Consider the following 23189-nt stretch of genomic DNA (forward strand, 5'->3'; position numbering starts at 1 on the left):
ACTGGGGCAGAGGCGCCGGTTTCGCCGCGGCTCCGGGGGCTGTGCGGGGCATTTGCGGCGTGGTACGAGCTGTGCTGAAAGGACGCGCCCATGGACACGACAAGGTATCTCGTGCGGCCCCGGCCGCGAGGGCGGCGGCACCTCCCCCGGCTGTGTGCGGCGGCGCTCGCGGCGGCGGCGCTCGCCGGAGGCGCGCGCCGGGCCGATGCGACGGTGACCATCAGCGCCGACGTGGACCGCACCGGGATCGAGCGCGACAGCTCGGAGAACCCGCTGTGGATCAGCCGCGAGGACTGCCTGACGGACAACGATCTGCACTTCACGGTCACGCTGAGCGGCTTCTCGGCCAGCCAGACGCTCGCCGTCTGGATCAGCGAGTCGCAGGACTGCACGCTCTACTCGAACCGCGATACGGGCACGCGATGCCGGCCGGTCTGGGCCGAGTCCAACCTGGATGACACGATGGAGATCACGCTGTCGGCGAGGGCGATCGCGGAGGCGCTCGGCGCCGAGGAGTGCGAGAGCACGAGGACCAGCACCGGCGCGGTGCCGATCGCCATGTACTTCATGCGGTTCGAGTCGCTGGACCAGGACGGGCCGGATCACGCGAAGTGGGAGACCACCAAGATGGATCTCCAGGGCCCGATCCCGCCGACGGACGTCGAGGCGCACCCCGGCGAGGGTCGTCTCCTCGTCGACTTCAAGCAGAACGAGGACGAGGACGTGGAGGGCTACTATCTCTACTGCGAGGGGGAGGGGCAGTCCTCTGCCGACGCGAGCGGGGCGGGGGGCGATGGCGGCGCCGGGGCGACCGGCGGAGGCGACGGCGGCGCCGGGGCGGCCGGCGGAGAGAGCGGGGGCGGAGCGGCGGGAGACGGCAGCTCCGGATGCCAGGGGGCGAGCCTGGTCCCGGGCGAGGTCCCGGACACCGCAAAGCGATGCGGCAAGGTGGGGCGGGCCAACCGTGGCGAGGCGGTGAACCTCGATAACGGCAAGTCGTACGTCGTCGGCGTCGCGGCCTATGACCTCGTGGGCAATGCCGGACCGCTGTCGGAGCTGTCCTGTGCGACACCGGTCGACGTCGACGGGTTCTTCGAGAAGTACCGGGAGGCCGGTGGGCAAGCGGGTGGGGGCTTCTGCAGCGTCGAGGGGCCGGTCGGGGCGGCCCGGTGGGGCTCGGTGCCGCTCGGCGCGGTCGTGGCCGGCGCGGCGCTCGGTTTGTGGCGCAGGAGCCGTCGGCGGCGCGCGCGTTCCATCACGCAGGAGAGCGAATGAACTGTCATCTCCGTCATCTGGCGGCTGCGTGCCTCGCCGGCAGCGCGGCGCTCCTCGTCGTCTCCGCGGCCGGCGCACAGTCGACCCGGAGCGACTGGCGGCAGCACGATCGGTCGAGGATCCAGCGGGAGGAGCGCTATGGCTCGCCGCAGAGCTTCGCGTTCGAGCTCCGCTTTGCCCCGTACTCTCCGGAGGTCGACGAGGAGCTCTCCGGCGCGGGCCCCTTCGAGGGGACCTTCGGCGACGGCTCGCAGTTCTATTTCGGGATGGAGCTCGACTGGCTGCCGCTGCGGATCCCGTACGTCGGTGTGATCGGCCCGGGGTTCGGCTGGGGGTACACGTCGGCGTCGGCGAAGGCGTTCCAGGCGGGCACCGACACGAGGGCCGAGGCGGAGGAGACGTCGTTCACCATCATGCCGATGCACCTTTCGGCCGTTCTCCGCGCCGACGAGCTGATGCGCAAGACGGGCGTTCCGATCGTGCCCTATGCGAAGGCGGGCCTCGGCATGGGCCTCTGGTACACGTCGTCGGGCCCTGGCACGGCGGAGGTCGATGGCGTCCGGGGCGAGGGCATCAGCTGGGGCACGCACCTCGCGCTCGGCGCGATGCTCGCGCTCAACTGGATGGACCGCCGCTCGTCGTCCCAGCTCGACGTGACGACGGGCATCAACCACACCTACCTTTTCGGCGAGTGGATGTACGCGAACCTCGACGGGCTCGGCTCGAGCCCGCAGATGCACGTCGGCACCTCGACGTGGATCCTGGGGCTGGCCCTCGACATGTGAGACGCCGCTCCCGTCGCCGGCGCGGGAGAGCGCGGCGCCGGGCGCCCGCTCACGGTGGCTCGCTCACGGTGCGCCGTCTTCGAGCGGGGCGGCGCCGTCGTCCTCCTCGATGACCGTCGTTCCCCGCGGCCGACTCGTTGTCGGGCGGCGCGGGGGGCTGTCGCTCTCGAAGGTCTTGACGGTCTCCGGAGAAGGCGGTCCGAAGATGGGCATGGCGAGCTCGCGCGCGGTGCCCTCGCGCTCGTAGGCGATCTTGAGCTCGCTCGCGCTGGCCAGGGCGCGGTAGGCCGCGAACAGGTCGTCCGGGCGCTCCAGCGCCTTGCCGTTCACCTGGGTGACGACGTCGCCGGGCTTGAGCTCGACGTTGCTCCAGTCCGCGGGCAGCGCGAGGATCTTCCAGCCGATGAACGCGCCGGCCCGGACGACCTCCTCGACCGGGACGCGCCGCAGGATCCAGGGCGGCCCCTGCAGCAGCACCCGGTCGACGTCGGCGCGGGCGAGCTGCCCGGCGGGCGCCGCCTGCTTGGCCGGGGCCGCGCCCGTCGTTCGCGGCGCCGGAGCCGCCGCCGGAGCGGCCGCCTGCTGCCCGCCGCACCCAGCGAGGACGGACAAGGAGAGACATGCGCCGAGCATGAGCCTTCCGCGCGTCGACATCGGCGGGACTATGCGCGGGGGACCCCGGGGGGCCAAGTAAGCTGCAGGCGCGGCGAGGGCGATGGGAGGCGAGCGGCAGACCAGGGGAGCGGCCTGGCCGGGGCACGTCGGGCTCGCGAGGGGGGGACGGAGATCGTCGGAGAGGGTCGGGGAGGCGGGATTTGAACCCGCGACAACGAGCACCCAAAGCTCGTGCACTACCGGACTGTGCGACTCCCCGGGCGGAGCGTCCGCGAGCGGGACCATAGACGAGGTGTCCTGCCTGGGCAAGACGGCTCGCTGCGGCGGTCGGGCGCTCGTGGCCGGCGAGGCGCGGGACGCGCGGCTTTCGTGCGGTTTTTCAGGTGCGGTACCGCGCGAAAGGCGCTGGAATGAGGGCGCCGCATGAGCGAGAGGCTGCCATCGCTGTCGTCGCTGTCGGTCCATCACCTGGCCGTGGTCGTGCGCGACCTGGAGCGGGCCGAGGTGTTCTACGCGGGCGTCCTCGGGCTGCCGGTGGTGCGGCGCTGGACGGACGAGGCCGGGGCGCCGCGGTCGGTGTGGCTCGGGCTCGGGGGCGGCGCTTTTCTGGCCGTGGAGCGGGCCGCGGCCGCCGGGCCGACGCGTTCGGACGAGGCGCCGGGCTGGCACTGCGTCGCCCTGGGGATCGCCCCGTCCGAGCGGGAGGCGTGGCGCCGCCGGCTGACCGCGGGGGGCGTGGCCGTCGAGCGGGAGAGCGCCTACACGATGTACGCGCGCGATCCCGAGGGGAACCTCGTGGCGCTCAGCCACTACCCGCACCCGCAGGGGCCGCAGGTGGGAGCGGGCTGATGGCGTGCCGGAGCGGAGGGGAGGGCCGGCGCGCCGGGCCCGCGGGCTCATGCGGAGCGGGCGGCGAGGCCTGCGGGCTCATGCGGAGCGGGCGGCGGGGCCCGCATGTGCAGTGCGTGTGGAGCGCCGTGATGGGAAGGTGGAAGATCGGGCGGCGAGCCAGGCTGCTGGAAGCTGCTCGAGGGCAAGCGCGTCGAAGGGGAACGATCGAGCCGGAGGTTTCAAGATGCCGCGTTCAACGTCCGATTCCGTGTCGCCTGATGTTCCTGTGTCGCTCGCGCTCCCCTTCGGGGCGATCGGGCTTGTGGGAGGCTGGCTCACGGCTGACAGGTTCCTTCTGCCGGACCGCTCGTTCCATTGGTTGCTCGCGGGCGTGACGCCGGTCGTCGCGGGGCTGCTGGGCCACTACCTGACGGGGCGGATCGGCGGCGCGGGGAGCGGCGGCGCGGTAGGGGCCGACGGCCCGGGATGGGCAAATGGCCCGGGATGGGCGAATGGCCCGGGATGGGCGAATGGCCCGGGTTGGGCGAACGGCCCGGGTTGGGCGGACGGCCCGGGACGGTGGACCCGGCGGGGGCCGATCGTGGCGAGCCTGCTCGTGCTGTGGGCCATCGTGGTGGCCGGCGTCGTGAACGGCATGACCGTCGGGCTCGTGCTGGGGCCGGCAGGGATGATCCTCGGTGCGCCGTTCGGTGCGGTGTGCTCGCTGCCGTTCGTTCCGGCGCTCGCGGTGGTGCTGCTCGCAGCGAACCGCGTCGGGAGGGCGCGAGCAGGCTCGATCGTGGCGCGGGCCGATCGGCGCGCGGTGTGGTCCGCGACGGCGGCGGTGATCGCGGTGGCCGTGCTGATGACGCCGGTGCTCTTCGAGAGGCCGGCGGCGCCCGAGGTGGGGCGCTTCGTGGCGGCGCTGGGGATCGCCGTGGTGGGGGCGCTGTTCGTGGTCGACGCGGTGGCCCTGGCGAAGGTGCTGACGCTGCCGCGGCGGCAGATGGGGGCGGGGGAGGCGGGAGACGGCGGGGTGGACGAGGTCGAGGGGGCGGCGATGATGGAGGCGAGGGGGGAGAAGATCGACCTCGGCCTCGGGGACGAGGTGCAGGTCGAGGTGGTGCGGCCGACCCACGCCTACCGGGGGGCGCCGCAGATCGCCCGGGTGGTGCGGGGGAGCCGAGAGCGCGCCGCGGGGGCGCTGCGGGCAGGACTGGCGCGGGGTGGGATCGCGCTGGCGATCGGGGCGGCGCTCTGGGGCGGGCCGTGGACGTGATCGAGGAGGCGGGAGGGCGGGAAGGCGGGGCGGCGGAGGGGGAGAGCGGAGCGGGAGGAGCGGAGGCGGGAGAGCGGGCTGAACGAGACGTGGCCGGGGATCGGGCTTGATGCGTGAGGCGAGGTGTGCGAGGGTCCGGCCCCCGTAGCGGCTGTTGCCCCTGCCCCCGTAGCTCAGTGGATAGAGCAGCGGTTTCCTAAACCGAAGGTCGCAAGTTCAATTCTTGCCGGGGGTGCTCGAAATCCCGAGGGATTTTGGCTCCGCACCAGATGGCCGAGCAGGCTGCGGGCAGGTGGCTCCGCGGCCTCGATCGCCTGGTGCGTGTCGCGGACCGCAGCGAGCAGCGCCGACGCGGCGAGGTGGCGGTCAGCGCGCGGTAGCCGGAGCTTCGTGGACTGCCGGAGGGACCACGAACGAACGCGCCAGCCGGCCGCGAGCGAGGATGCGCGCTGGGGTTGGAGATCCGTGCCTGCGCGGCTGGCGGGAACCGTGGTGCAACTCGGGGACGGGGCTGGCCGCACCGGGAGGGCGCTGCCGTGGTGCTGGAATAATTCAATTGGGCGGCTCTCGAGAGGCTCCGGTTTGAGTTTCAACTCTGGCCGGCGGCTCTCGAGAGGCTCCGGTTTGAGTTTCAACTCTGGCCGGTGATAGCGCGCGACCTCACCCGCTGATCCAGCGCGCTGCCAGTCAGGCGGTCAGCACTTCCTGCCCGAGGAGGCGAACAGCAGGTCGGTCACCACGCCCGTGGTGGCCGGCTCGGCGTCTGGAGCCGAACCGTTGCCATGCGTCCCTGTGCCGCCTGCTCGTAACCGCCCGGCCAAGGGCATCGCGACCGTCCGCGTGGCGCCGGTTACCTGTCCCCCTCGCGACGAAGGAGAAAGCGATGGCGACGAGGCGAAGGTGGAGTGAGCCGACCGGGTGGAGCGATGGGAGCGGAGCGGGTTGAGCGCCGAGAAGTTCGCGCGGCGGGAGGGGTACAAGCCGAATCAGCTGTACTGGTCGCGCTGGAAGCTGCGCGCTGGCCCTCTTGACCGAGACGGCTGAGGAGTTCTTCGCGCGCCGAGACTTCTTCGTCGTCCCTCGAGAATCGGTTCCCGAAGATGTCCAAGCCGGTCCCGAAGATGTCCAGGCCAGCGCCAAGTTCCGTGCGCTCTGCCGCGTCTCGGCGCGAGCGATGATGAAGGCGGTCTCCTGATCGGCGTCCCTCACTGATACCCGACGATCCGGTGGGGGACGTAGGGCTCCTCGAGGGAGGCGACCTCCTCGGCGCTCAGCTTGACCGATAGCGCGGCCACGGCGTCGTCTAGGTGGGAGCTTCTGGTCGCGCCGACGATCGGCGCCGTGACGGGGGACTTCTGGAGAAGCCAGGCCAGGCCGATCTGCGCCCGGGGGACACCGCGGCGGGCGGCAAGGTCGGCCAGCCGCTCGACGATGGGTCGGTCGGCCTCGGCGGACGCGTCGTACTTCTGGTGGAGCACCTGGTCGCTCTGTTCTCGGGCGGTCGTCTCGCTCCAGTCGCGGGTCAGCCGTCCGCCCGCGAGGGGGCTGTAGGGGATGACGCCGATCCCCTCCTCCTGACACAGGGGCAGCATCTCCCGTTCCTCCTCCCGGTAGATCAGGTTGAGGTGGTTCTGCATCGAGACGAACCGGGTCCAGCCGTGGCGGTCGGCGGCGTTCAGCGCCTTGAGGAACTGGTAGGCCCGCATGGCCGAGGCGCCGAGATAGCGGACCTTGCCGGCCCTCACGACGTCGTGGAGGGCTTCCATGGTCTCTTCGATGGATGTACCGTAGTCCCAGCGGTGGATCTGGTAGAGATCGATGTAGTCGGTCCCGAGCCGCTTGAGGCTCTTGTCCACCTCGCTGAGGATGGCCTTGCGGGACAGGCCGGCGCCGTTAGGGCCTTCGTGCATCCGGCCGTGGACCTTGGTGGCCAGTACGATCTGGTCACGGCGGGCCAAGTCCTTCAGGGCCCGACCGACAAATTCCTCGCTGGTGCCGGCGCTGTAGACGTTGGCAGTGTCAAAAAAGTTGATCCCCAGGTCGAGTGCCTGTCGTATCACCTTCCGGGATTCTTCTTCGCTGAGGACCCATTGGTGGAATCCCGGCTGGGGAACGCCGAAACCCATGCAGCCCAAGCAGATCCTCGACACATCCAGTCCGGTCCGGCCCAGCTTTACGTACTCCATCGGAATCCTCCTCAGGGCAGTCTACCACGGTTCGGAACGAGGGCTTCCAGCCCTGTCGCATCGAAGGCGAGCTGCATCTGCCCGGGGTCGACGTGCTCGGCCTTCTGGCCGAAGATGTGCCGGCGAAGCCGCTCCAGCTCGATGCTGGCGAGCTCGTAGAGCCTGCGGTGCTCGTCCCGCTCGTGGGCAGCGCGCGCGAGCTCGTCCTTGAGCTCACGAATCTGCTCCTCGATCGGCTTGCTCACGGCGCGGTAAGTACTCGTGAGCTCCTGCGTTTTGAAGGGGTTTGTCGAGGAAAGTTACTGCCTCTCACGGGAATGCATCCATGGGTGCTACCCGCGAGAAGGCAGAGCCGTCAAGTAGGATCAGGGGGCTGGAGGCGGTGCAGTCTCGGCGAGCCGGACCTCTCGCCGCAACTTCGAAGGCGAAAGCGCGATGCCTTCAAGTATCTTCGCGAGCTCGGCGGCGTCGATGACGACGCTTGTGGCTCCCGGAGTGACGGCACAGCGCTGTTTCTCTTCTTCAACCGGGCACCGGACGTGTACCGTCCTCTCGCGGTGCGCGGCCTCGACGACCTCCAGGGCCCGGGCGCCGCGTCGCCGTCTCTCGTCACCTCGCCATTCTCGCTGCCTCCTCGGCCACCGCCTTGCGGAGCGGCGCGGTGTCGGGCGCGAAGCGAATCCTCGCGCCCCCGGGGATTAGCTCCACCTTGCTTACAGGGCACGCCAGACAACAAATAAGCCTACACGGACAGTCATGGGCGCCATCGCGGCCCGCGGATCGAGCATGCAGACTTGCCATCTCTTGGGCCCGCCGGCGGATCTCCGCCACGCGCTCGCTCAAGGCCGCTCCCGGGAGCAGCTCCGCGTCTCGGCGCAGCGTGAACTCGAGCGCAGCGCCGTCAGAAGTCTCCACATAGGTCACCTGTGTGCCCGCGACCCGCAGCGGAGATACCTCGTCGAGCCTTCGTTCTATGCTCGCGCGATCCACCTCCGCCCGCTCCGGCGTCGCGGGATCCGCCGTCCGGCCGCCTTGGCACCCGACGAGGACCACGGCAGCCAGGCAGCCGAGCCACGCGAGCACCTGTCCCTGTTTGACCCGTCGATTCATGAGCTCATCCTCCGTGACGCGCTGCCGTGTGGTGCCCGTTGCCTCTGGAGCTCAGGCGGAAGAGCCGCCCGGGGGAGGCGCTCTGCTCAAGCAAACTCGGAGCCGGCCGGGACCGTCTGCGAGGTGCGCAGGTAGTTCAGCGGCGAGTGATCGCCCCAGGAGTATCGCGTGGGCAACCACTGGAGGAGCGGCAGCCCGGACAGCTGCGTCTGAACCCACGCCAGAACACCGACTACCGTGCTGCCCAGAAACGTGCGCACCTGGCTCGCAGACGTGCTCCGGTACACCCAGCCCCCTTCATCCGACTGGAATTCCCTGCCGAAGTGCACGAACGGCCCCGTCGTGCGCGGCGGCAGGCACGGCACGATGTCCTTGCCATAGACGTGCCGAAAGAGCTTCTTTCCGAATTCTTCGTCGAATCGCGCGGCGAAGTCGCTGAAGCCGACCATCGGTTGCCCGTACGTGTAGATGCCGCGCACCTTTCGCCTGATAGCGTCCAGCTCGGGATCGATGTGGATGAGCGCCGCGGCGACGACGGCGAGCGCGCCGCCGAGGCTGTGACCGGTGATGTAGAGCGCGTCCAACCCGCTCCGCTCTTCCTGTGAGGACCGCGGGCCGACGCCGCGCAGCGCCTCCGGCCCCTCCCCGCCGGGGGCGCCAGGCTGGCCGGCCTCGCCGCAAGCGTGAGGCGCCCCGCGGCAGTCCTGCACCTTCGCCCTTTCCTGCATGGCAGCCTCGCAGATCGAGTCGCCGTTCAAGGCGGATTGCAGCAGCGACCGGATCGTCGGCCACAGAAGCAGGGCGGCGCGGTAAAAGCCGCCGTGGACGCGTCCCGCGCTGAGGAACGTGTCCGGTCTGGCGCTCACGTCCGTCAACCAGTTGACGGTATTCTGCAGCCCGGTCCCGCGGAACGTGAGGATCGCGATTTTCCTGCTGGCGCTCTGGACCAGGTACGCCGTCGTATCCACGAAGAGCGCAGGGTTGGTGTTGGTGAGGCCGACGGTCTCGTTGTACGTCGCGATCCCGCGGCGGTGCATCAGCCTGGCGAAGGTGTCGATGTCGGAGTACGACCACGACGACGCGATACCGAGGAAATTGGCGATGTTGCGGTCGTGTACTCCCTCCCTCACATTCAGCATATATTCGGAGACGGCGCTTTCGGCGGAGGACGAGGCGCCCTCGAGGCGCTGGGATCTCTGGGAGAACTCAGCCTCGTGCGCGCTCCGCTGTGGCCTCGCAATACGGACACCCTGGATGATCATGCTCCACCTCTGCTCTCACGGTTCACTTAGCACCCGCGATGCCGCGGCTGTCGTGCAGCGGCGGAGCAGCGGCTGTGCCGGGCGCTCCCGCCGGGCGTGGTTCGCCAGGGGGGCCCGGTCGCTTCGCGCCTGACGGCCGCTCGTCCACGGGGCGGCCAGCGGCTGCCGACGCGCGCCGCGCTGCGCGTCCGCCGCCCGCAGCCGCTGGCCGCCCCGTGGACAGGACCCCGGAGCAGGACCTGCGCGCGGTGACGCGGTGACGGAGGCGGCGGCCGCGCTCTCCGACCTGGAGCTCGGCGAGATCCTTGACACCCACCGCCCGGCGACGCACCGTCCGTGGCTCGCGGAGATCGGAGCGAAGCTCGTGCTCACACGGCCAGGATCACAGCGAGTCGCATCGGGAGACGGTATCCTCGGCGCCATCGGCGATACGCCGCTCGTGCAGCTCAAGCGGCTGTTCCCCGGCGCGTCGCTCGAGATCTTCGCCAAGCTGGAGTACGTCAATCCCTCCGGCAGCATGAAGGACCGCTCCGCGCTCCGGATGCTGCAGGACGCCCTCGACGCGCGCCTGATCGATGAACACTCGGTGATCGTCGAGTCGAGCAGCGGCAACATGGGTATCGCGCTGGCGCAGGCGTGCGCGTATTTCGGGCTGCGCTTCATCTGCGTGGTCGACCCGAAGGTGACCAGGCACAACCTCGCCATCCTGCGCGCCTACGGCGCCGAGATCGAGATGGTGGAGGAGCCGGATCCCGAGACAGGCGAGCTCTTGCCGGCCCGCAAGCGCCGCGTCGCCGAGCTGTCGCGCCGCGTCCCGGGCGCCCACTGGCTGAACCAGTATGCGAATCCGGGAAATGTGATGTCGCACTGCGACGGCACGATGCGCGAGATCGCCGAGGCGCTGGGCGGCGAGGTCGACTTCGTCCTCTGCCCGACGAGCACCTGCGGCACCATCGCCGGCTGCCGCCGCTACATCGTCGAGCACGAGCTCAAGACAAGGCTCGTGGCCGTCGACGCCGTGGGGAGCGCGCTCTTCGGGGGGCGACGAGCGCCGCGCCGCCTGCCGGGGCTCGGCAGCTCCGAGCGTGGGTCCCTGTTCGACCCGGCCTGGGCCGACGTGGTGGTCCACGTCAGCGACGCCGAGTGCGTGGCGGGGTGCCGCCGGCTGCTGGCCCGCGAGGCGATCCTGGCCGGCGGCTCGTCGGGCGGCGGGGTCGCGGCGCTGGCAAAGCTGCGCGAGCGGATCCCGCCGGAAGCGCGCTGCGTGCTCATCCTCCCCGACCGGGGCGAGCGGTACCTCGATACGATCTACGCCGACGACTGGGTCCGGCGCGAGCTCGGATCCGTACCGGACCTCGCCTCATGACCGCTCCGCACCCTCCGCGCTCCGGCGACCTTCGCCTGCTCTCGGCCGCCGACGTCGCCAGCCTCCTGGCCGACAGCGAGCCGCAGGTGATCGAGGCCGTGAAGCGCGCGTACCTGGCCCATTCGGCCGGCGAGACCACCGTCCCCCACTCGCTCTTTCTGCCGCTGCCCGGCGATCCGCGCAATCGCATCATCGCGCTGCCGGCGTTCGTCGGGGGCGGGGTCGAGGCCGCCGGCCTCAAATGGATCGCGTCGGTCCCGGCCAACCTCGAGGCGGGGCGGCCGCGCGCGTCCGCGGTGCTCCTGCTCAACGAGGTGGCGACCGGGCGCCTGCGGGCGGTGATCGAGTCGTCGACGATCAGCGCGTGGCGGACCGCGGCGAGCGCGGCGCTGGCCGCCGCGCACCTCGTGCCCGCCGGCCGCGCGGCGCAGGTCGGTCTGGTCGGCTGCGGGCCCATCAACGCGGCGATCCTGCGCTTCCTCCGCAAGGCGCTGCCGATCGGCGGAGAGCTCCTCGTGCACGACCTCGACGCGGCGCGGGCGAGGGGCTTCGCGGCGAGCTTCCCGGCGGAGACCGAGGCGCTCGCCGTGCGCGCGGTCGACGGCATAAGGGAGGTGCTGGCCGGCAGCTCGCTCGTGTCGTTCGCGACCACCGCCGGGGCGCCGCACGTCGCCGATCTGTCGCCGTGCGCCCCCGGGACCACGATCCTCCACGTGTCGCTGCGCGACCTCGCGCCGGAGATCCTCCGCGACGCCGACAACGTGGTCGACGACATCGACCACGTGTGCCGCGCCAGCACGTCGCTGCACCTGTGCGAAGCGCTCGTCGGCCATCGCGGCTTCATCCGGTGCACGCTCGGGGACGTCCTGCGCGGCGCGCAGCCCGGCCGCCGATCACCCGGCGGCGTGTCGATCTTCAGCCCGTTCGGGCTGGGGGCGCTCGACGTCGCGGTGGGGGCCCTCGTCCTCGAGCGCGCGGAGCGCGAGCGTCGCGGGCTGGTGGTAGAAGGGTTCCTCGGCGGATAGGATCCCGCCGCCGTCCGACGGCGGCGACGCGAGGAAGACGGATGACGCGCATGCAACTGGATGACCCGGCGCCAGTCCGCCGGAGGACCTCCACCGCGCAGGGCAGCTCCGCCGCGCGCCCGAGGCGGGAGGCGCGGCGTTGAGCGGGGCGCCGGTCTCGTCCGCGCAGCTCCGGCTGCTTGTCGACCACGATCTCGATCCGACGTCGGCCGTCTACAGGTATCCGTACGCACTGTGGTGCAGCGGCCCCCTCGACGTCGGCGCGCTGGAGCGCGCGCTCGAGGGCCTGCTGGAGCGCCACGAGCCGCTGCGGACCACGTTCGCCGGTCCGATCGAGTCCGCGGTGCAGGTCGTGCAGGACGCGCCGAAGATCGCGCTGCAGGTCCACGAGCACGGCGACGCGCCGCCCGGCGCGCGCGACGAGATCGTGAGGAAGGTGGCGCGCGCGCTGGCCAGGCTCCCGATGGACCTGCGCAGGGATCTGCCGCTCCGCGTCGAGCTCGTGTCCTTCGCCCCCGATCTGCACGTGCTCGTGCTCGTGCTCCACCACGTCGCCGTCGACACGTGGTCGCTGGGCGGAGGCGGCCACCCGGGCCGGGGCGCGCTCGTGCGCGATCTGGCCGAGCTGTACGCCGCGCGCTCGGCCGGACGCGCCCCGCGCCTCGATCCCCCGGCGCTCGCCTATCGCGCCCACGCCGCGTGGCAGCGCGAGCGCGCGGCCAGCCCGGCGGTGGACGCGGCCCTGCGCGAATCGACGGCGCGGCTCGCCGGTCCGCCGCCCCTCGTCGATCTGAGCGGGGACAGGCCGCGCGATCGGTCGCAGAGGTCGCCCGCGGACGCCGTCTGCCAGGTGCTGTCCGCGGCGTCGGTCGCGGCGCTCCGGGCGCGGTGCCAGCGCGAAGGCGTGACGATGTTCATGGCCTTCCTCGCCGCGCTCGCCGTCGAGCTCGGGCGAGCGACGCGGCTCGATGACATCACCCTGCTGACGTCGTTCGCGGGCCGCGAGCAGCGGGGCACCGAGGCGCTGGTCGGCAACTTCATCAACCTGCTCCCTGTCCGTCTCGACCTGTCCGGAGCCCCGAGCTTCCGCGCGCTCCTGGCCCGGGCGCGCGAGGTCGTCGGCGGCGCGCTGCGGCGGCGCGAGGTCCCCTACGAGCGGATCGTGGGGGCGCTCGACCTGCCGCGCCACGCAGGGCGCGCGGTGCTCTCGCCGATCCTGTTCGAGCTGCTGCCCGAGCTGATGCCCCACCCCGTCGACGCGGCGGGCGTCTCGATGCAGCTCCGCGAGCTGCCGCGCGTGGAGCTCGACGTCGATCTGAACCTGGTCGTCACGGTCGGCCCGCGCGACATCACCCTCGTGGCGCACTGCGCGGCGGACGCGCTGGCAGGCGACGCGGCCTCGCGCCTGCTCGCGCGGGTGGCGTCGACGCTCGAGCGGGGCCTGGAGGAGCCCGAGCGGCGCCCGGCGTCGTTCCCGCTGCCCCGCGCCGAGCAGGCGCTCATCGACGCGTGGGGGCAAGGCGCGCCGGCGGTGGCCTCGGAGCCGGGCCTGCTGCCGGAGCTCGCGCGGATCGCGCGGGAGGACGAGGCGCGGACGGCGATCGTCGCCGGCGACACGCGCGTGACCTACGGCGCGATGCTCGACGCGGCGTCCTCCGTCGCCGCTCGGCTGCGCGCGGCCGGCGCGACGCTCGAGACCCTCGTCGCGATCCACGCGGCGCGGGGTCCGGGGTTCCTGGCCGCCGTGCTCGGCGCGTTCCTCGCGGGGGCAGCCTACGTCCCCCTCGACCCGAGGGACCCGCCGGATCGCCGCGCGCAGCTCCTCGCCGCCTCCGGAGCGCCGATCCTCGTGACGGACCGGGAGCTCTGCTTCGCGCCGCCCGCGGCGGTCGGGATCCTCGACGTGCGGGAGGCGCTCGAAGCGCCCGCCGGATCCCGGGCCGAGCCGGACGCGCGACCGCCAGGGACGCTCGCGTACGTGATCTACACGTCGGGCTCCACGGGCGCGCCCAAAGGGGCCATGGTCGAGCACCGGGGGATGGTCAATCACCTCCGCGCCAAGGTCGTCGACCTGGGGCTCTCGGCCGAGGATCGCGTCGCGCAGACAGCGCCCATCGGCTTCGACATCTCGGTGTGGCAGCTCCTCGCGCCGCTCCTCGTCGGGGGTCGGGTCCACGTGTACGACGACGACACGGTGCGCGATCCGGAGCGGCTCTTCGCCGCGATCGCGCGCGACGAGATCACCGTGCTCGAGCTCGTCCCGTCGCTGCTCGCGGCCGCGCTGGAGCTGCCCGGCATGCCCGAGCGCCTCGCCCTTCGCTGGCTGGTCGTCACCGGCGAGGCCTTCCCTCCCGAGCTCGCGCGCCGCTGGCTCGCGCGCTACCCGTCGATCCCGCTGGTCAACGCGTACGGCCCGACCGAGTGCTCCGACGACGTGACGCACCACCTCCTGGAGGAGCCGCCGCCGGCGGGCGCGGCGCGCGTGCCGATCGGTCGTCCGGTGCTCGGCACGCGCCTCCACGTGCTGGACGAGACGCTCGCGCCGGTCCCCGCGGGGTCGATCGGCGAGCTGTACGTCGGCGGCGTCGGCGTGGGGCGCGGGTACCTCGGCGATCCGGCGCGCACCGCGGCCGCGTTCGCGCCCGATCCGACCTCGACCGAGGCGGGGGCACGCCTGTATCGGACCGGCGATCTCGCGCGCTTCCTGCCCGACGGCGCCATCGATTTCCTGGGGCGCGTCGATCGGCAGGTCAAGGTCCGCGGCCACCGGGTCGAGCCGGGGGAGGTCGAGGCCGTGCTCGCCGCGCACCCCGACGTCCGGCAGGTCGCCGTGGCGTGCCGCGCGCGCGGCGGCGAGCACCTGGTCGCGTTCGTCGTGCCCCGCAGCGGCGACGCCGAGCGCGGCGCCCTCGCGGCGCAGCTGCGGGCCCGAGCGCGCTCCGCGCTGCCCGCGGCGATGGTGCCGGCGGCGATCTTCGTCCTCGACGAGCTCCCGCTGACGCCGAACGGGAAGATCGATTCAAAGGCGCTCGCCGCGTACGAGGCTGCGCCGGAGCCCGCCGCCGTCGAGCCCGCGGCCCTGTCGGCGGTGGAGCGAACGCTCGCCGCCAGCTGGTCGGAGGTCCTCGGCGTGCCGCGCGTCGGCAAGCGCGAGGACTTCTTCGCGCTCGGCGGCGACAGCATCCGCGTGCTCCACCTTGTCGCGCGCGCGGCGCGCGCCGGCCTCGCGATCCTCCCGTCGCAGGTGTTCACGCACCCCACGATCGAGGAGCTCGCGGCGGTCGCGGCCCCGGCCGGCGCGCCCCCCGAGCGCGGCCCGGCGAGCGGCGACGCGCCGCTGACCCCGTTCCAGCGCTGGAGCCTCACCCAGGCGATGGTCGATCCGTCGCAGTGGGCCTTCCTCGTCGAGCTGGAGCTCACGCGGCCCCTCCCGGTCGCGCTGATCGACGCGGCGCTCGACGCGGTGGTCGCGCACCACGACGCGCTGCGCCTGCGCGTGCTGCCCGAGCGAGGCGGCCGGCGGCAGACGTACGGCGCGGCCGCGCCTCGATCGCCGATCGCGCGTCACGACCTCGCGGGCGTCGAGCCCGGCGCGCGAGCCGGCGCGCTGGCGGACATCGCTCGCGGTCTGCGGGCGTCGCTGTCGCTCGACAGCGGGCCGCTCGTCGGCGCCGCGTTGGTCGACACGGGGGGGACGTGCGTCCTGCTGCTCGCCGTGTGCCACCTGATCGCGGACGGCGCGTCGCTCTCCATCTTGATCGGCGACCTGGAGACGGCCTGGTCAGCCCTCGAAAGAGGCGCCTGCCCGGCCCTCCCTCCCCGAACGGACTCCTTTCGCGCGTGCGGCGAGCGCCTCTTGGCCCGGGCGGCCGCGGCGGAGGACACGCTCCCCCGCTGGCGGGCGATCGTCGAGCGGAGCGAGCCGTTGCCGCTCGACCATCCGGACAGGCTCGGCGGGGACGTCGAGGACAGCGTCCTCGTGGTCCAGCGCGCGCTGTCCGAGCGCGAGACAGCGATCCTGTCCGCGGGCGCCCGGACGCGGTTCCACGCCTCCGTGGAGCAGCTCGTGCTCTCGGCGTTCGGCCGCGCGCTGACGCGCTGGACGGGGCGGGCGGTGCTCGTCGATCTCGAGCGGCACGGCCGCGACGTGTTCGAGGGCGAGCTCGACGTGACGCGCACGGTGGGCGCGCTCGCGACGATTCATCCGGTCCTGATCGACGCCGCCCCCGACGGAGGTCCCGCGGCGGCCGTCCAGGCGGTCAAGCTCGGCCTGGCCGCCGTGCCGGAGGATACGGTCAGCTACGGCGTCCTCCTCCACCTCGCGGAGCATCCCGCGCTGGCGCGGCTGCCGCGCGCGGAGGTGCTGCTCGACTACCTCGGCGATCTCGACCGGATCGTGTCCGCGGGCGGGCCGTTCCGCGTCGGTCGCCTCACGTCGGAGGGCGAGCGCGCGCCGCGCGCGCCGCGGCCGTATCGCCTCGAGCTCCGCGGCTTCGTGCGCCGGCGCAAACTCTGCCTCGAGCTGCGGTACGGTCCGGCGGTGCTCGACCGGGAGACGGTGGGCCGGCTCGCGGACGACCTCGAGGGCGCGCTCCGCGCGCTCGCCGCGACCGAGGACGTCGCGACGATCGAGGACGTGGTCCCGCTGACGCCGGCGCAGGAAGGGATCTTGTTCCACGCGCTGGCCGACCCGGCGAGCGACGCCTACGTCACGCAGGCGACGTGGGCGGTCGGCGCCGCGGAGGTGGCCGCGTGGATCGACGCGTGGCCGCGCGTGGCCGCGCGCCACGCCGTGCTGCGCGCCTCGGCGCTCTGGAGCTCGGTGCCGGAGCCGTTGCTCGTGATCCACCGGGACGCGGCCACCCCGATCGAGCGCCTCGACCTCACCGCGCGCGACGGCTCGCCGGACGCGCGGCTCACGGCCTTCCTCGACGAGGACCGGCGCCGCGGGTTCAGGCTCGCCTCTCCTCCGCTCCAGCGGCTCACGGCGGTGCGGGTCGCGGACGACGACTGGCGGATGGCGTGGACGCATCACCACTTGATCCTCGACGGCTGGTCGATCCAGATCGTGCTCTCCGAGCTGGCGGCGATCGTCGCCGGACGCGAGGGCGAGCGCGCGGCCGCGCCGCCGTCCCGCGAGGTCGCGCGACGGGCGCGCGCGCGGCCGGACGCCGCGGCGCAGGCGTTCTGGCGCGCGCACATGGAGGGCGCGCGCCCCGCCTCGATGCCGCCGGACGCGCCCGACGCGCCGCTCGACCCCGCCGGCGGCGGGCCGCGGTGGGGCGAGGTCCACGCCGCGCTCACGATGGACGAGACCCGAGCGATGATCGCGGCGGCGAAGGAGCTCCGGATCACGCTGAATACGGTCGTGCGCGCCGCGTGGGCCCTCTCGCTCGCCCGCGTCGCCGGCGCGCCGATCGTCGTGTTCGGCGTGACGGTGTCGGGACGCCGCGCCGATCTGCCAGGCTCCGACGCGATGGTCGGCATGCTGATGAACACGCTCCCCCTGGCGGCGCCGGTGCCGCTCGACCAGGAGGTCGGCGAGTGGCTGCGCGCCCTCCACCACCGCCAGGCCGGGCTCCTCGAGCACGAGCAGTCCGCGCTCGTGGACATCAAGCGGTGGTGCGGCTGGCCGGTCGACGCGCCCTTGTTCGAGACGCTCGTCGCGTTCCAGAGCTACCCGTCGCGGAGCGCGTCGCTCCGCGACCTTCGCCTGGCGGTCGCCAACCACTACCCGCTCACGCTCCGGGCCACGCCGGGGGACGCGCTCGCGCTGACCCTGCTGCACGACCTCCGGCGGTACGGCGCCGCGGCGGCGACGTCGCTGCTGTCCGACGTCGTCGAGGATCTGCGCGCCGTCGCCGCGGACCCCGCGCGGCGAGCCGGCGACCTGGTCCACCGGCGCTCGCGCTCGGCCCGGCAGCGCGAGCTCGCGCTCCTTCAGGCGGCCCGCCGCCGGCCCCTGAAGGTGGGGAGCGCGGCGCGATGACGCCGGACGCGCGGATCCCGCGGCGCCCCGACGGCGCGCCGCCCCCGCTCATGCCGGTCCAGGAGGGCATGTGGCAGCTGGCCGCGCTGCTGCCCGAGGTGCCGGCCTTCACGATGCCCGCCGCGTTCCGCGTGCTGGGCGCGCTCGACGCCGACGCGCTCCGCGAGGCGCTGCGCGAGGTGGTCGCGCGCCACGAGGTGCTGCGGACGGCGCTCCGCGCGACGGCGGACGGGTGCGAGTCGAGCGTCACGCCCCCGTCCGCCTACGACCTGCCGATCGTCGATCTCACGCGCGAGCCCAGGAACAAGGGCCTCCGCAGCGCCCTCGCGCGCGCGCAGCAGGTGGCCGTCGCGCCGTTCGATCTGGGGGCCGCGCCGCTGCTGCGCGCGACGCTCTTCCGGCTCGCGCAGGACGATCACGTCGTGCTCCTCGTCACGCACCACCTCGTGTCCGACGGCTGGTCGGTCGGGCTCATGTTGCGCGAGATCAGCGTCCTGTACGGCGCGCTCCGCGAGCGCCGGCCGTCGCCGCTCCGGCCGCTCGCCGCGCGCTACGGAGACGTCGCCGCCTGGATGCGCGCGCGCCTCGACGGGGGGCTGCGGGCCCAGCAGCTCGCGTACTGGACCGGTCAGCTCTGCGGCCCGCTGCCGGCGGCGCGCCTGCCTCCCGATCGGCCCGGCACGCCCGGGACGGCGCTGGGGAGGGCGCGCGTCCCCTTTCATCTCGCGACGGAGCTGTCGCTGGCGATCCGCGATCTGGCGCAGCAGGAGGGCGCGACCGAGTTCATGGTGCTGCTCGCGGCGCTCCATGTCCTGCTCGCCGCCGTCCTTCAGCAGCCCGACGTCCGCGTCGGCGCGCACTTCGCGAACCGCGCGCGCCCCGAGACGCACGATCTCCTCGGGCTGTTCGCCGGCACGGTGGTCCACAGGGCGTACGCGGACCCGACGCTGAGGTTCCGCCGCTTCCTGCGCCAGGTGCGGGCCACGGCGCTCGCGGCCTACGAGCACGCGGACGTGCCGATCGAGGAGGTCGCCGCGGCCGTCGCCGCGCGCGAGGACGCGTCGGCCGGCGAGCCGCTCTTCTCGGTCATGCTGCAGCTCCAGACCGCGAGCCCGGCCGAGCTGGAGCTCGGAGGCGCGATCGCCGCTCCGTTCCCGCCGCGCGGGCTCGTCGACGACCGCCTCCGCCTGATGACCCCGGATCTCATCCTGGATCTGACGCCGTCGGCGGCGGGCGTCTCGGGCACCTGCTTCTACCGCCCGGATCGGTTCGACGGCGGGACGGTCCGCGCGTGGCTCGAGGGCTACGAGGCCGTGCTGCGCGAAGCGACAGCGAGCCCCGACGCCCGGTTGCAGGCGCTGCTCTGAGGGTCAACCGTCCCAGGCGACGTGGAGAGAGCCCATCCGCCGCCAGAGCGGGTGCGGGAGCCACGTGACCGAGTCGGGCCCCGCGTGACGCAGGTTCGGCAGGCGGGTGAACAGCGCCTCCAGGGCGACGCGCGCCTCCAGCCGGGCCAGCGGCGCTCCCAGGCAGAAGTGGATCCCGTATCCCAGCGACAGGTGCGAGGCCGCGTCGGGTCGCGCCGGATCGAAGCGGTCGGGGTCCGCGAACCGGCGGGGATCGCGGTTCGCCGAGCCGTAGAGCAAGAGGAGCGAGCTCTCCGCCGGGATCTCCGCGTCTCCGACGCGCACGTCGCGGCGCGCGCGCCGGGCGAGGCACTGCACCGGCGCGTCGTACCGCAGCGCCTCCTCGAAGGCGCCGGCGACCAGCGCCGGTCGGTCCCGCAGCTCCTCCGCGAGCCCCGGGGTCTGAAGCACGCAATGGACCGCGATGCCGATCGCGTTCTTCACGGTCTCGGTCCCGGCGACGAGGATCTGTTGCAGGAGACTGACCAGCTCGGCGTCCGTCATGGGCTCATGCCCCGGCGCGCGGGCCGCGGCCATCTCGCTGATCGCGTCGTCCGTCGGGGCCGCGCGGCGCGCGGCGACCAGGCCTGTGAGGTAATCGCGCAGCGACCGGCGGGCCTCGTCGACGAGCGCCTGGTCCCTGTCATCGAGGATGCCGCCGAGCGATCGCGCGTCGATCTCCACCCAGGCGAGCACCTGTCCGAGATCGGCCGCGGGGATCCCGAGCACGGCGCCGAGCACCCGATCGGCCATGGGCGATGCGAACTGCGCGATCAGGTCAGCGTGTCCGGCCGGCCGCAGCTCGTCGACGAGCGCCGCGATCACGTCGCGCACAATGGGCCCGTAGACCCGGTGCGTGCGGCGGGCGGACCATGCTTCTTGCACGAGGCGTCGCTGCCGCGTGTGCTCGGGCGGGTCCAGCCCCGCGAGCGACTCCACCTCGTCCTCGGCCGGCCCGGCGGTGGGCTGGCAGAGCGCGTCGTCGCTCAGCGTCGCGACGACCTCGTGATAGCGGGTGACGACCCACGCGCCCTCGCTCAGCTCGATCGCGCCGCCTTCGTCGCGCATAAGCCGATAGATCTCGTAGGGATCGCCGCTATCCATCATTTGTCTGTGCCCGGGTTGAGGGTGATTGTTCGGTTGACCTGTCAAGAAGGATCGGCGTAGCCTCGTCGCGAGCCGCTACCATTCACGAGGAGCTACCCCATGATACTCTCCGATCCCTCGAACGGCGCGATCGCACTCGGCCTGATCGTGCTCGCCCATGCTCCCGCCATCCTCGGGAGCCGCAACGAAATCATCAAGATTCGCGACCAGTTCCGTGAATGGGTCTTCGCGCGCGCGGCCGGCAAGAAGGACCTCGAGGCCCCCGAGATCGACCCGGCCTTCGCCGAGGAGCCGGTCGCGACGATCGGCTTGATCAGCGGTCCCGACGTGCTCCTCGCCTCGAGCATCCTCGCCACCGCGATCGAGCAGGCGATCAAGATGAACAAGGATACGGCGCTCGCCGAGCAGCAGGGCAAGGTCCTGCGCGAGGCGCTGCGGGAGGCGATGGAGCTCATCAGCTGCGAGGGCACCACCATCGATCCCTCCGAGCGGCTGTACCAGGCCGCGATCGAGCGCCTCTCGAAAGCCGAGAAATGACCTCCTCGGCCGCGCCGCTCCCGCCGTGATCGGCGATGGAGAGGCGGCAGGTAGCGAGATGATCGATTGCCTGCTCATCGGCTTCCACGAGCCGAGCTTCGCGTCCTACGTGGAGCTGGTCGGGAAGATGGGTTCGAGCGACGGCGCGTACCGAGATCTCGATCTCGCGTTCGTGCGGCACCGGAAGACACCTCGACGGCTCCTCGACCTGTTGTCGGATGTCGCGCTGCCGGATCCATGTGGGTCCGCCCGCCCCTATCACAACGCCGATTTTCTCTGGCCCGTCCTCCTCGCGCTCGGGAGCTACCTGGCGCGCAGGGGGCTCACGTTCGACTACGTGAACCTGCCGCACCTCGAGGAGGGCTCGTTGAGGGCAAAGCTCGCGGCCGGCCCGCGGACGGTGGCGATCACGACCACGGTCTACGTCTCGCCGCTGCCCGTGCTGGAGCTCGTCCGCGCCGTCCGGGAGCACGCGCCCCACAGCCGGATCGTCGTCGGCGGACCGTACATCGCGAATCAGGCGCGCGTGCTCGAGCGCGAGGAGCTGGAGCGCCTCCTGCGGTACCTGGGCGCCGACGTCTACGTGATCGCGCAGGAGGGCGAGCGGACGCTGGCGGAGCTCCTCGGCGCGCTGCGCGCGGGCGCGCCGCTCGACGCGATCCCGAACCTGGCCTACGAGGAGAGCGGGGCCTACCGCACCACGCCGGCCGCCCCCGAGAACAACCCCATCGAGGAGAACCTCGTTGATTACACGCTCTTCTCGCCCGAGAGCCTGGGCTCGATGGTGTCGGTGCGGACGGCGCGCTCGTGCCCGTTCGCCTGCGCGTTCTGCGGGTTCCCGACGCGCGCCGGCAAATACACGTACGCGGGGGTCGACCTGGTCGAGCGCGAGCTGGACGCGCTGCACGCGCGCGGCGTGACGACGATAAGCTTCCTCGACGACACGTTCAACGTCCCCAAGCGGAGGTACAAGGATCTCCTGCGGCTGATGATCCGCAGGCGTTACGGCTTCCGCTGGAACTCGTTCTACCGCGCGGACGAGGGCGACGAGGAGGCCATCGAGCTGATGCGGGAGAGCGGCTGCGAGGGGGTGTTCCTCGGCGTGGAGTCCGGCAGCGACCGGATGCTCGCGCTGATGAACAAGACCGCGCGGCGCGCCGACTATCTCGCCGCGATTCCGCAGCTCAAGGCGGCGGGCATCGTGACGCACGCGAACCTCATCGTCGGATTTCCGGGCGAGACGCCGGGCTCGATCCGCGAGACAGAGGACCTGCTCGCGCGCGCGCAGCCCGATTTCTATCGCGCTCAGCTCTGGTACGCCGATCCGTCGACGCCGATCTGGAAGCGGCGGCTCGAGCTGGGGATCCGCGGCTCCGGCTTCTCGTGGCGACACGCCACGATGACGAGCGACGAGGCGGCCGGCTGGGTCGATCGGATGCTGCTGTCGGTGCCGGGCTCGACGTGGCTGCCACAGAGCGGCTTCGAGATGTGGAGCCTCTTTTACCTGCAGCGGCGCGGATTTTCGCTCGAGGCGGTGCGGCGCCTCGTGCGGTGCTTCAACGCCGCGGTCGCCGAGAAGCTGCTCGGGGACGCCGACGCCGACATCGATCCCGCGCTGCTGGCCACGTTCACGGAGGCGGCCCGCGCAGGGCACGCCGACCCGGAGGGGCCCGACGCAGGCGCCGTGCGCGCGCTCTCGAGCGCCGCGTACCTCGAGGCCGAGCGCTGGTGGTACGGCTCGCTCGGCGCGCCGTCTCCGGCGGAGGAGGGAGGGGCCATCACCGACGCCGGTCGCAGCGGCGCGCGGCGATGGATCACCACGTCTTCCGTGATCGACGGCGCGCTCCTCGACGGCGCGGCGCGCGCCTTCGGGGTGAGCCGCAGCGCAGCCGCCCTCGCGGCGTTCGGGATCGCGGTCCGCCGAGCGACCGGCGCGGCGCCGCTCCGCGTCCTCGCCGGACAGGGCTCCGCCGACGGGGACGCCTGGGGGCCCGTGCGGCTCGACGACCTCCCGCCCGGTGAGCTCGGACGCCGCGTCGAGGAACATTTCGCCGCGGCGGCGCGCCACGCGCGGTTCGCGCGGCGCCTCCTCTGCGGCTGGTGCGATCGGGCGGCCGGACGGCAGGGCGCCGTCGGGTGCGGGGCGTGGTTCGCGTGGCGCGAGCCGGGCGCGGGCGACGGCTGGGCAGCGCCGCTGCGCGACGCGATCGACGCGTCCGAGGGGGTCGGCCTGGGGCTCGAGGTCGTCGCCGGACCGACCGTCGAGCTGCGCGTATCCGGCTCCGGCGAGCGCGGGGAGCGCGTGATGTACCGGGTGGCCGCGGAGCTGCTCGCGACGATCGCGGGGTGCAACGACGCGGACCCGCCGCGCGAGCCCGCCCGCGAGGCGGTCAGCACGTTTCGGTTCTGAGCGCGA

The 23189-nt window shown here is 72.7% G+C and carries 17 protein-coding genes and 2 tRNA genes; 12 read left to right on the forward strand and 7 right to left on the reverse strand.

Annotation, left to right across the window (positions count from 1 at the left end; all coding sequences use genetic code 11):
- Positions 1-90: 90 nt before the first annotated feature.
- Together WMF36_RS10750 and WMF36_RS10755 are read left to right on the forward strand one after the other, a co-directional pair.
- The gene (locus tag WMF36_RS10750; protein ID WP_437579514.1) at positions 91-1275 is read left to right on the forward strand and encodes a hypothetical protein; all 1185 of its coding nucleotides are present in this window, start codon (positions 91-93) and stop codon (positions 1273-1275) included.
- A complete protein-coding gene (locus WMF36_RS10755) occupies positions 1272-2060 on the forward strand; it encodes an MXAN_2562 family outer membrane beta-barrel protein (protein ID WP_437579515.1) in 789 nt (262 codons plus the stop codon). The genes WMF36_RS10750 and WMF36_RS10755 overlap by 4 nt, the downstream gene beginning before the upstream one ends.
- A 63-nt stretch (positions 2061-2123) precedes the next feature.
- Here the strand turns inward: WMF36_RS10755 and WMF36_RS10760 are convergent, their stop codons facing one another.
- Together WMF36_RS10760 and WMF36_RS10765 are read right to left on the reverse strand one after the other, a co-directional pair.
- Positions 2124-2672 (reverse strand): serine protease, encoded by a 549-nt coding sequence (locus WMF36_RS10760; protein WP_437579516.1) that lies wholly within the window; start codon positions 2670-2672, stop codon positions 2124-2126.
- Between the two features lie 188 nt (positions 2673-2860).
- A tRNA-Pro gene (locus WMF36_RS10765) sits at positions 2861-2934 on the reverse strand.
- Positions 2935-3098: 164 nt separating this feature from the next.
- Here WMF36_RS10765 and WMF36_RS10770 point away from each other — a divergent pair.
- From WMF36_RS10770 to WMF36_RS10785, 4 genes are all read left to right on the forward strand, one after another.
- The gene (locus WMF36_RS10770; RefSeq protein ID WP_437579517.1) at positions 3099-3524 is read left to right on the forward strand and encodes a VOC family protein; all 426 of its coding nucleotides are present in this window, start codon (positions 3099-3101) and stop codon (positions 3522-3524) included.
- Positions 3525-3774: 250 nt separating this feature from the next.
- Positions 3775-4785, forward strand: coding sequence for a hypothetical protein (locus WMF36_RS10775; RefSeq protein ID WP_437579518.1), 1011 nt, complete (start codon positions 3775-3777; stop codon positions 4783-4785).
- A 162-nt stretch (positions 4786-4947) separates the two neighbouring features.
- Positions 4948-5020 (forward strand) — tRNA-Arg (locus WMF36_RS10780).
- 683 nt (positions 5021-5703) lie between these two features.
- A complete protein-coding gene (locus WMF36_RS10785; protein WP_437579519.1) occupies positions 5704-5829 on the forward strand; it encodes a hypothetical protein in 126 nt (41 codons plus the stop codon).
- 161 nt (positions 5830-5990) lie between these two features.
- Here the strand turns inward: WMF36_RS10785 and WMF36_RS10790 are convergent, their stop codons facing one another.
- The 4 genes from WMF36_RS10790 to WMF36_RS10805 all read right to left on the reverse strand — a co-directional run bounded on the left by WMF36_RS10790 (position 5991) and on the right by WMF36_RS10805 (position 9343).
- Positions 5991-6971: an aldo/keto reductase gene (locus WMF36_RS10790; RefSeq protein WP_437579520.1), complete on the reverse strand. Its 981-nt coding sequence runs from the start codon at positions 6969-6971 to the stop codon at positions 5991-5993.
- A gap of 11 nt (positions 6972-6982) precedes the next feature.
- Positions 6983-7216, reverse strand: coding sequence for a hypothetical protein (locus tag WMF36_RS10795; protein WP_437579521.1), 234 nt, complete (start codon positions 7214-7216; stop codon positions 6983-6985).
- A gap of 364 nt (positions 7217-7580) precedes the next feature.
- On the reverse strand, positions 7581-8081 hold the full coding sequence (locus WMF36_RS10800) for a hypothetical protein (RefSeq protein WP_437579522.1): 501 nt from the start codon (positions 8079-8081) through the stop codon (positions 7581-7583).
- A gap of 86 nt (positions 8082-8167) precedes the next feature.
- A complete protein-coding gene (locus tag WMF36_RS10805) occupies positions 8168-9343 on the reverse strand; it encodes a lipase family protein (protein ID WP_437579523.1) in 1176 nt (391 codons plus the stop codon).
- A gap of 364 nt (positions 9344-9707) precedes the next feature.
- Here WMF36_RS10805 and sbnA point away from each other — a divergent pair, with 364 nt between their 5' ends.
- From sbnA to WMF36_RS10825, 4 genes are all read left to right on the forward strand, one after another.
- A complete protein-coding gene (sbnA, locus tag WMF36_RS10810; protein WP_437581889.1) occupies positions 9708-10709 on the forward strand; it encodes a 2,3-diaminopropionate biosynthesis protein SbnA in 1002 nt (333 codons plus the stop codon).
- Positions 10706-11734: a 2,3-diaminopropionate biosynthesis protein SbnB gene (sbnB, locus tag WMF36_RS10815; RefSeq protein WP_437579524.1), complete on the forward strand. Its 1029-nt coding sequence runs from the start codon at positions 10706-10708 to the stop codon at positions 11732-11734. The genes sbnA and sbnB overlap by 4 nt, the downstream gene beginning before the upstream one ends.
- Positions 11735-11873: 139 nt before the next feature.
- Complete coding sequence (locus tag WMF36_RS10820; RefSeq protein WP_437579525.1) at positions 11874-17723, forward strand: amino acid adenylation domain-containing protein; 5850 nt, start codon at positions 11874-11876, stop codon at positions 17721-17723.
- Positions 17720-19090: a condensation domain-containing protein gene (locus WMF36_RS10825; protein WP_437579526.1), complete on the forward strand. Its 1371-nt coding sequence runs from the start codon at positions 17720-17722 to the stop codon at positions 19088-19090. Before WMF36_RS10820 ends, WMF36_RS10825 begins: the two co-directional genes overlap by 4 nt.
- A 3-nt stretch (positions 19091-19093) precedes the next feature.
- Here WMF36_RS10825 and WMF36_RS10830 read toward each other — a convergent pair whose 3' ends face one another.
- Positions 19094-20197, reverse strand: a complete 1104-nt coding sequence (locus WMF36_RS10830) for a cytochrome P450 (protein ID WP_437579527.1) — start codon at positions 20195-20197, stop codon at positions 19094-19096.
- A 138-nt stretch (positions 20198-20335) separates the two neighbouring features.
- Between WMF36_RS10830 and WMF36_RS10835 the strand changes: the two genes are divergently transcribed.
- Together WMF36_RS10835 and WMF36_RS10840 are read left to right on the forward strand one after the other, a co-directional pair.
- Positions 20336-20773: a hypothetical protein gene (locus WMF36_RS10835; RefSeq protein WP_437579528.1), complete on the forward strand. Its 438-nt coding sequence runs from the start codon at positions 20336-20338 to the stop codon at positions 20771-20773.
- Between the two features lie 58 nt (positions 20774-20831).
- Entirely contained in the window at positions 20832-23183 is a 2352-nt protein-coding gene (locus WMF36_RS10840) for a PhpK family radical SAM P-methyltransferase (RefSeq protein ID WP_437579529.1), read from the forward strand.
- Positions 23184-23189: the final 6 nt, after the last annotated feature.

Origin of the sequence: Sorangium sp. So ce887, from assembly GCF_051521455.1 — a bacterium.
Classification (GTDB): domain Bacteria; phylum Myxococcota_A; class Polyangia; order Polyangiales; family Polyangiaceae; genus Sorangium.

Excerpts from the sequence above, each read along its gene's own strand:
- WMF36_RS10805 (WP_437579523.1), bottom strand. The coding sequence starts at position 9,343 with ATGATCATCCAGGGTGTCCGTATTGCGAGGCCACAGCGGAGCGCGCAC.
- WMF36_RS10800 (WP_437579522.1), bottom strand. The coding sequence starts at position 8,081 with ATGAATCGACGGGTCAAACAGGGACAGGTGCTCGCGTGGCTCGGCTGC.
- WMF36_RS10835 (WP_437579528.1), top strand. The coding sequence starts at position 20,336 with ATGATACTCTCCGATCCCTCGAACGGCGCGATCGCACTCGGCCTGATC.
- WMF36_RS10790 (WP_437579520.1), bottom strand. The coding sequence starts at position 6,971 with ATGGAGTACGTAAAGCTGGGCCGGACCGGACTGGATGTGTCGAGGATC.
- WMF36_RS10840 (WP_437579529.1), top strand. The coding sequence starts at position 20,832 with ATGATCGATTGCCTGCTCATCGGCTTCCACGAGCCGAGCTTCGCGTCC.
- WMF36_RS10755 (WP_437579515.1), top strand. The coding sequence starts at position 1,272 with ATGAACTGTCATCTCCGTCATCTGGCGGCTGCGTGCCTCGCCGGCAGC.
- WMF36_RS10750 (WP_437579514.1), top strand. The coding sequence starts at position 91 with ATGGACACGACAAGGTATCTCGTGCGGCCCCGGCCGCGAGGGCGGCGG.
- WMF36_RS10830 (WP_437579527.1), bottom strand. The coding sequence starts at position 20,197 with ATGCGCGACGAAGGCGGCGCGATCGAGCTGAGCGAGGGCGCGTGGGTC.
- WMF36_RS10825 (WP_437579526.1), top strand. The coding sequence starts at position 17,720 with ATGACGCCGGACGCGCGGATCCCGCGGCGCCCCGACGGCGCGCCGCCC.
- WMF36_RS10770 (WP_437579517.1), top strand. The coding sequence starts at position 3,099 with ATGAGCGAGAGGCTGCCATCGCTGTCGTCGCTGTCGGTCCATCACCTG.
- sbnB (WP_437579524.1), top strand. The coding sequence starts at position 10,706 with ATGACCGCTCCGCACCCTCCGCGCTCCGGCGACCTTCGCCTGCTCTCG.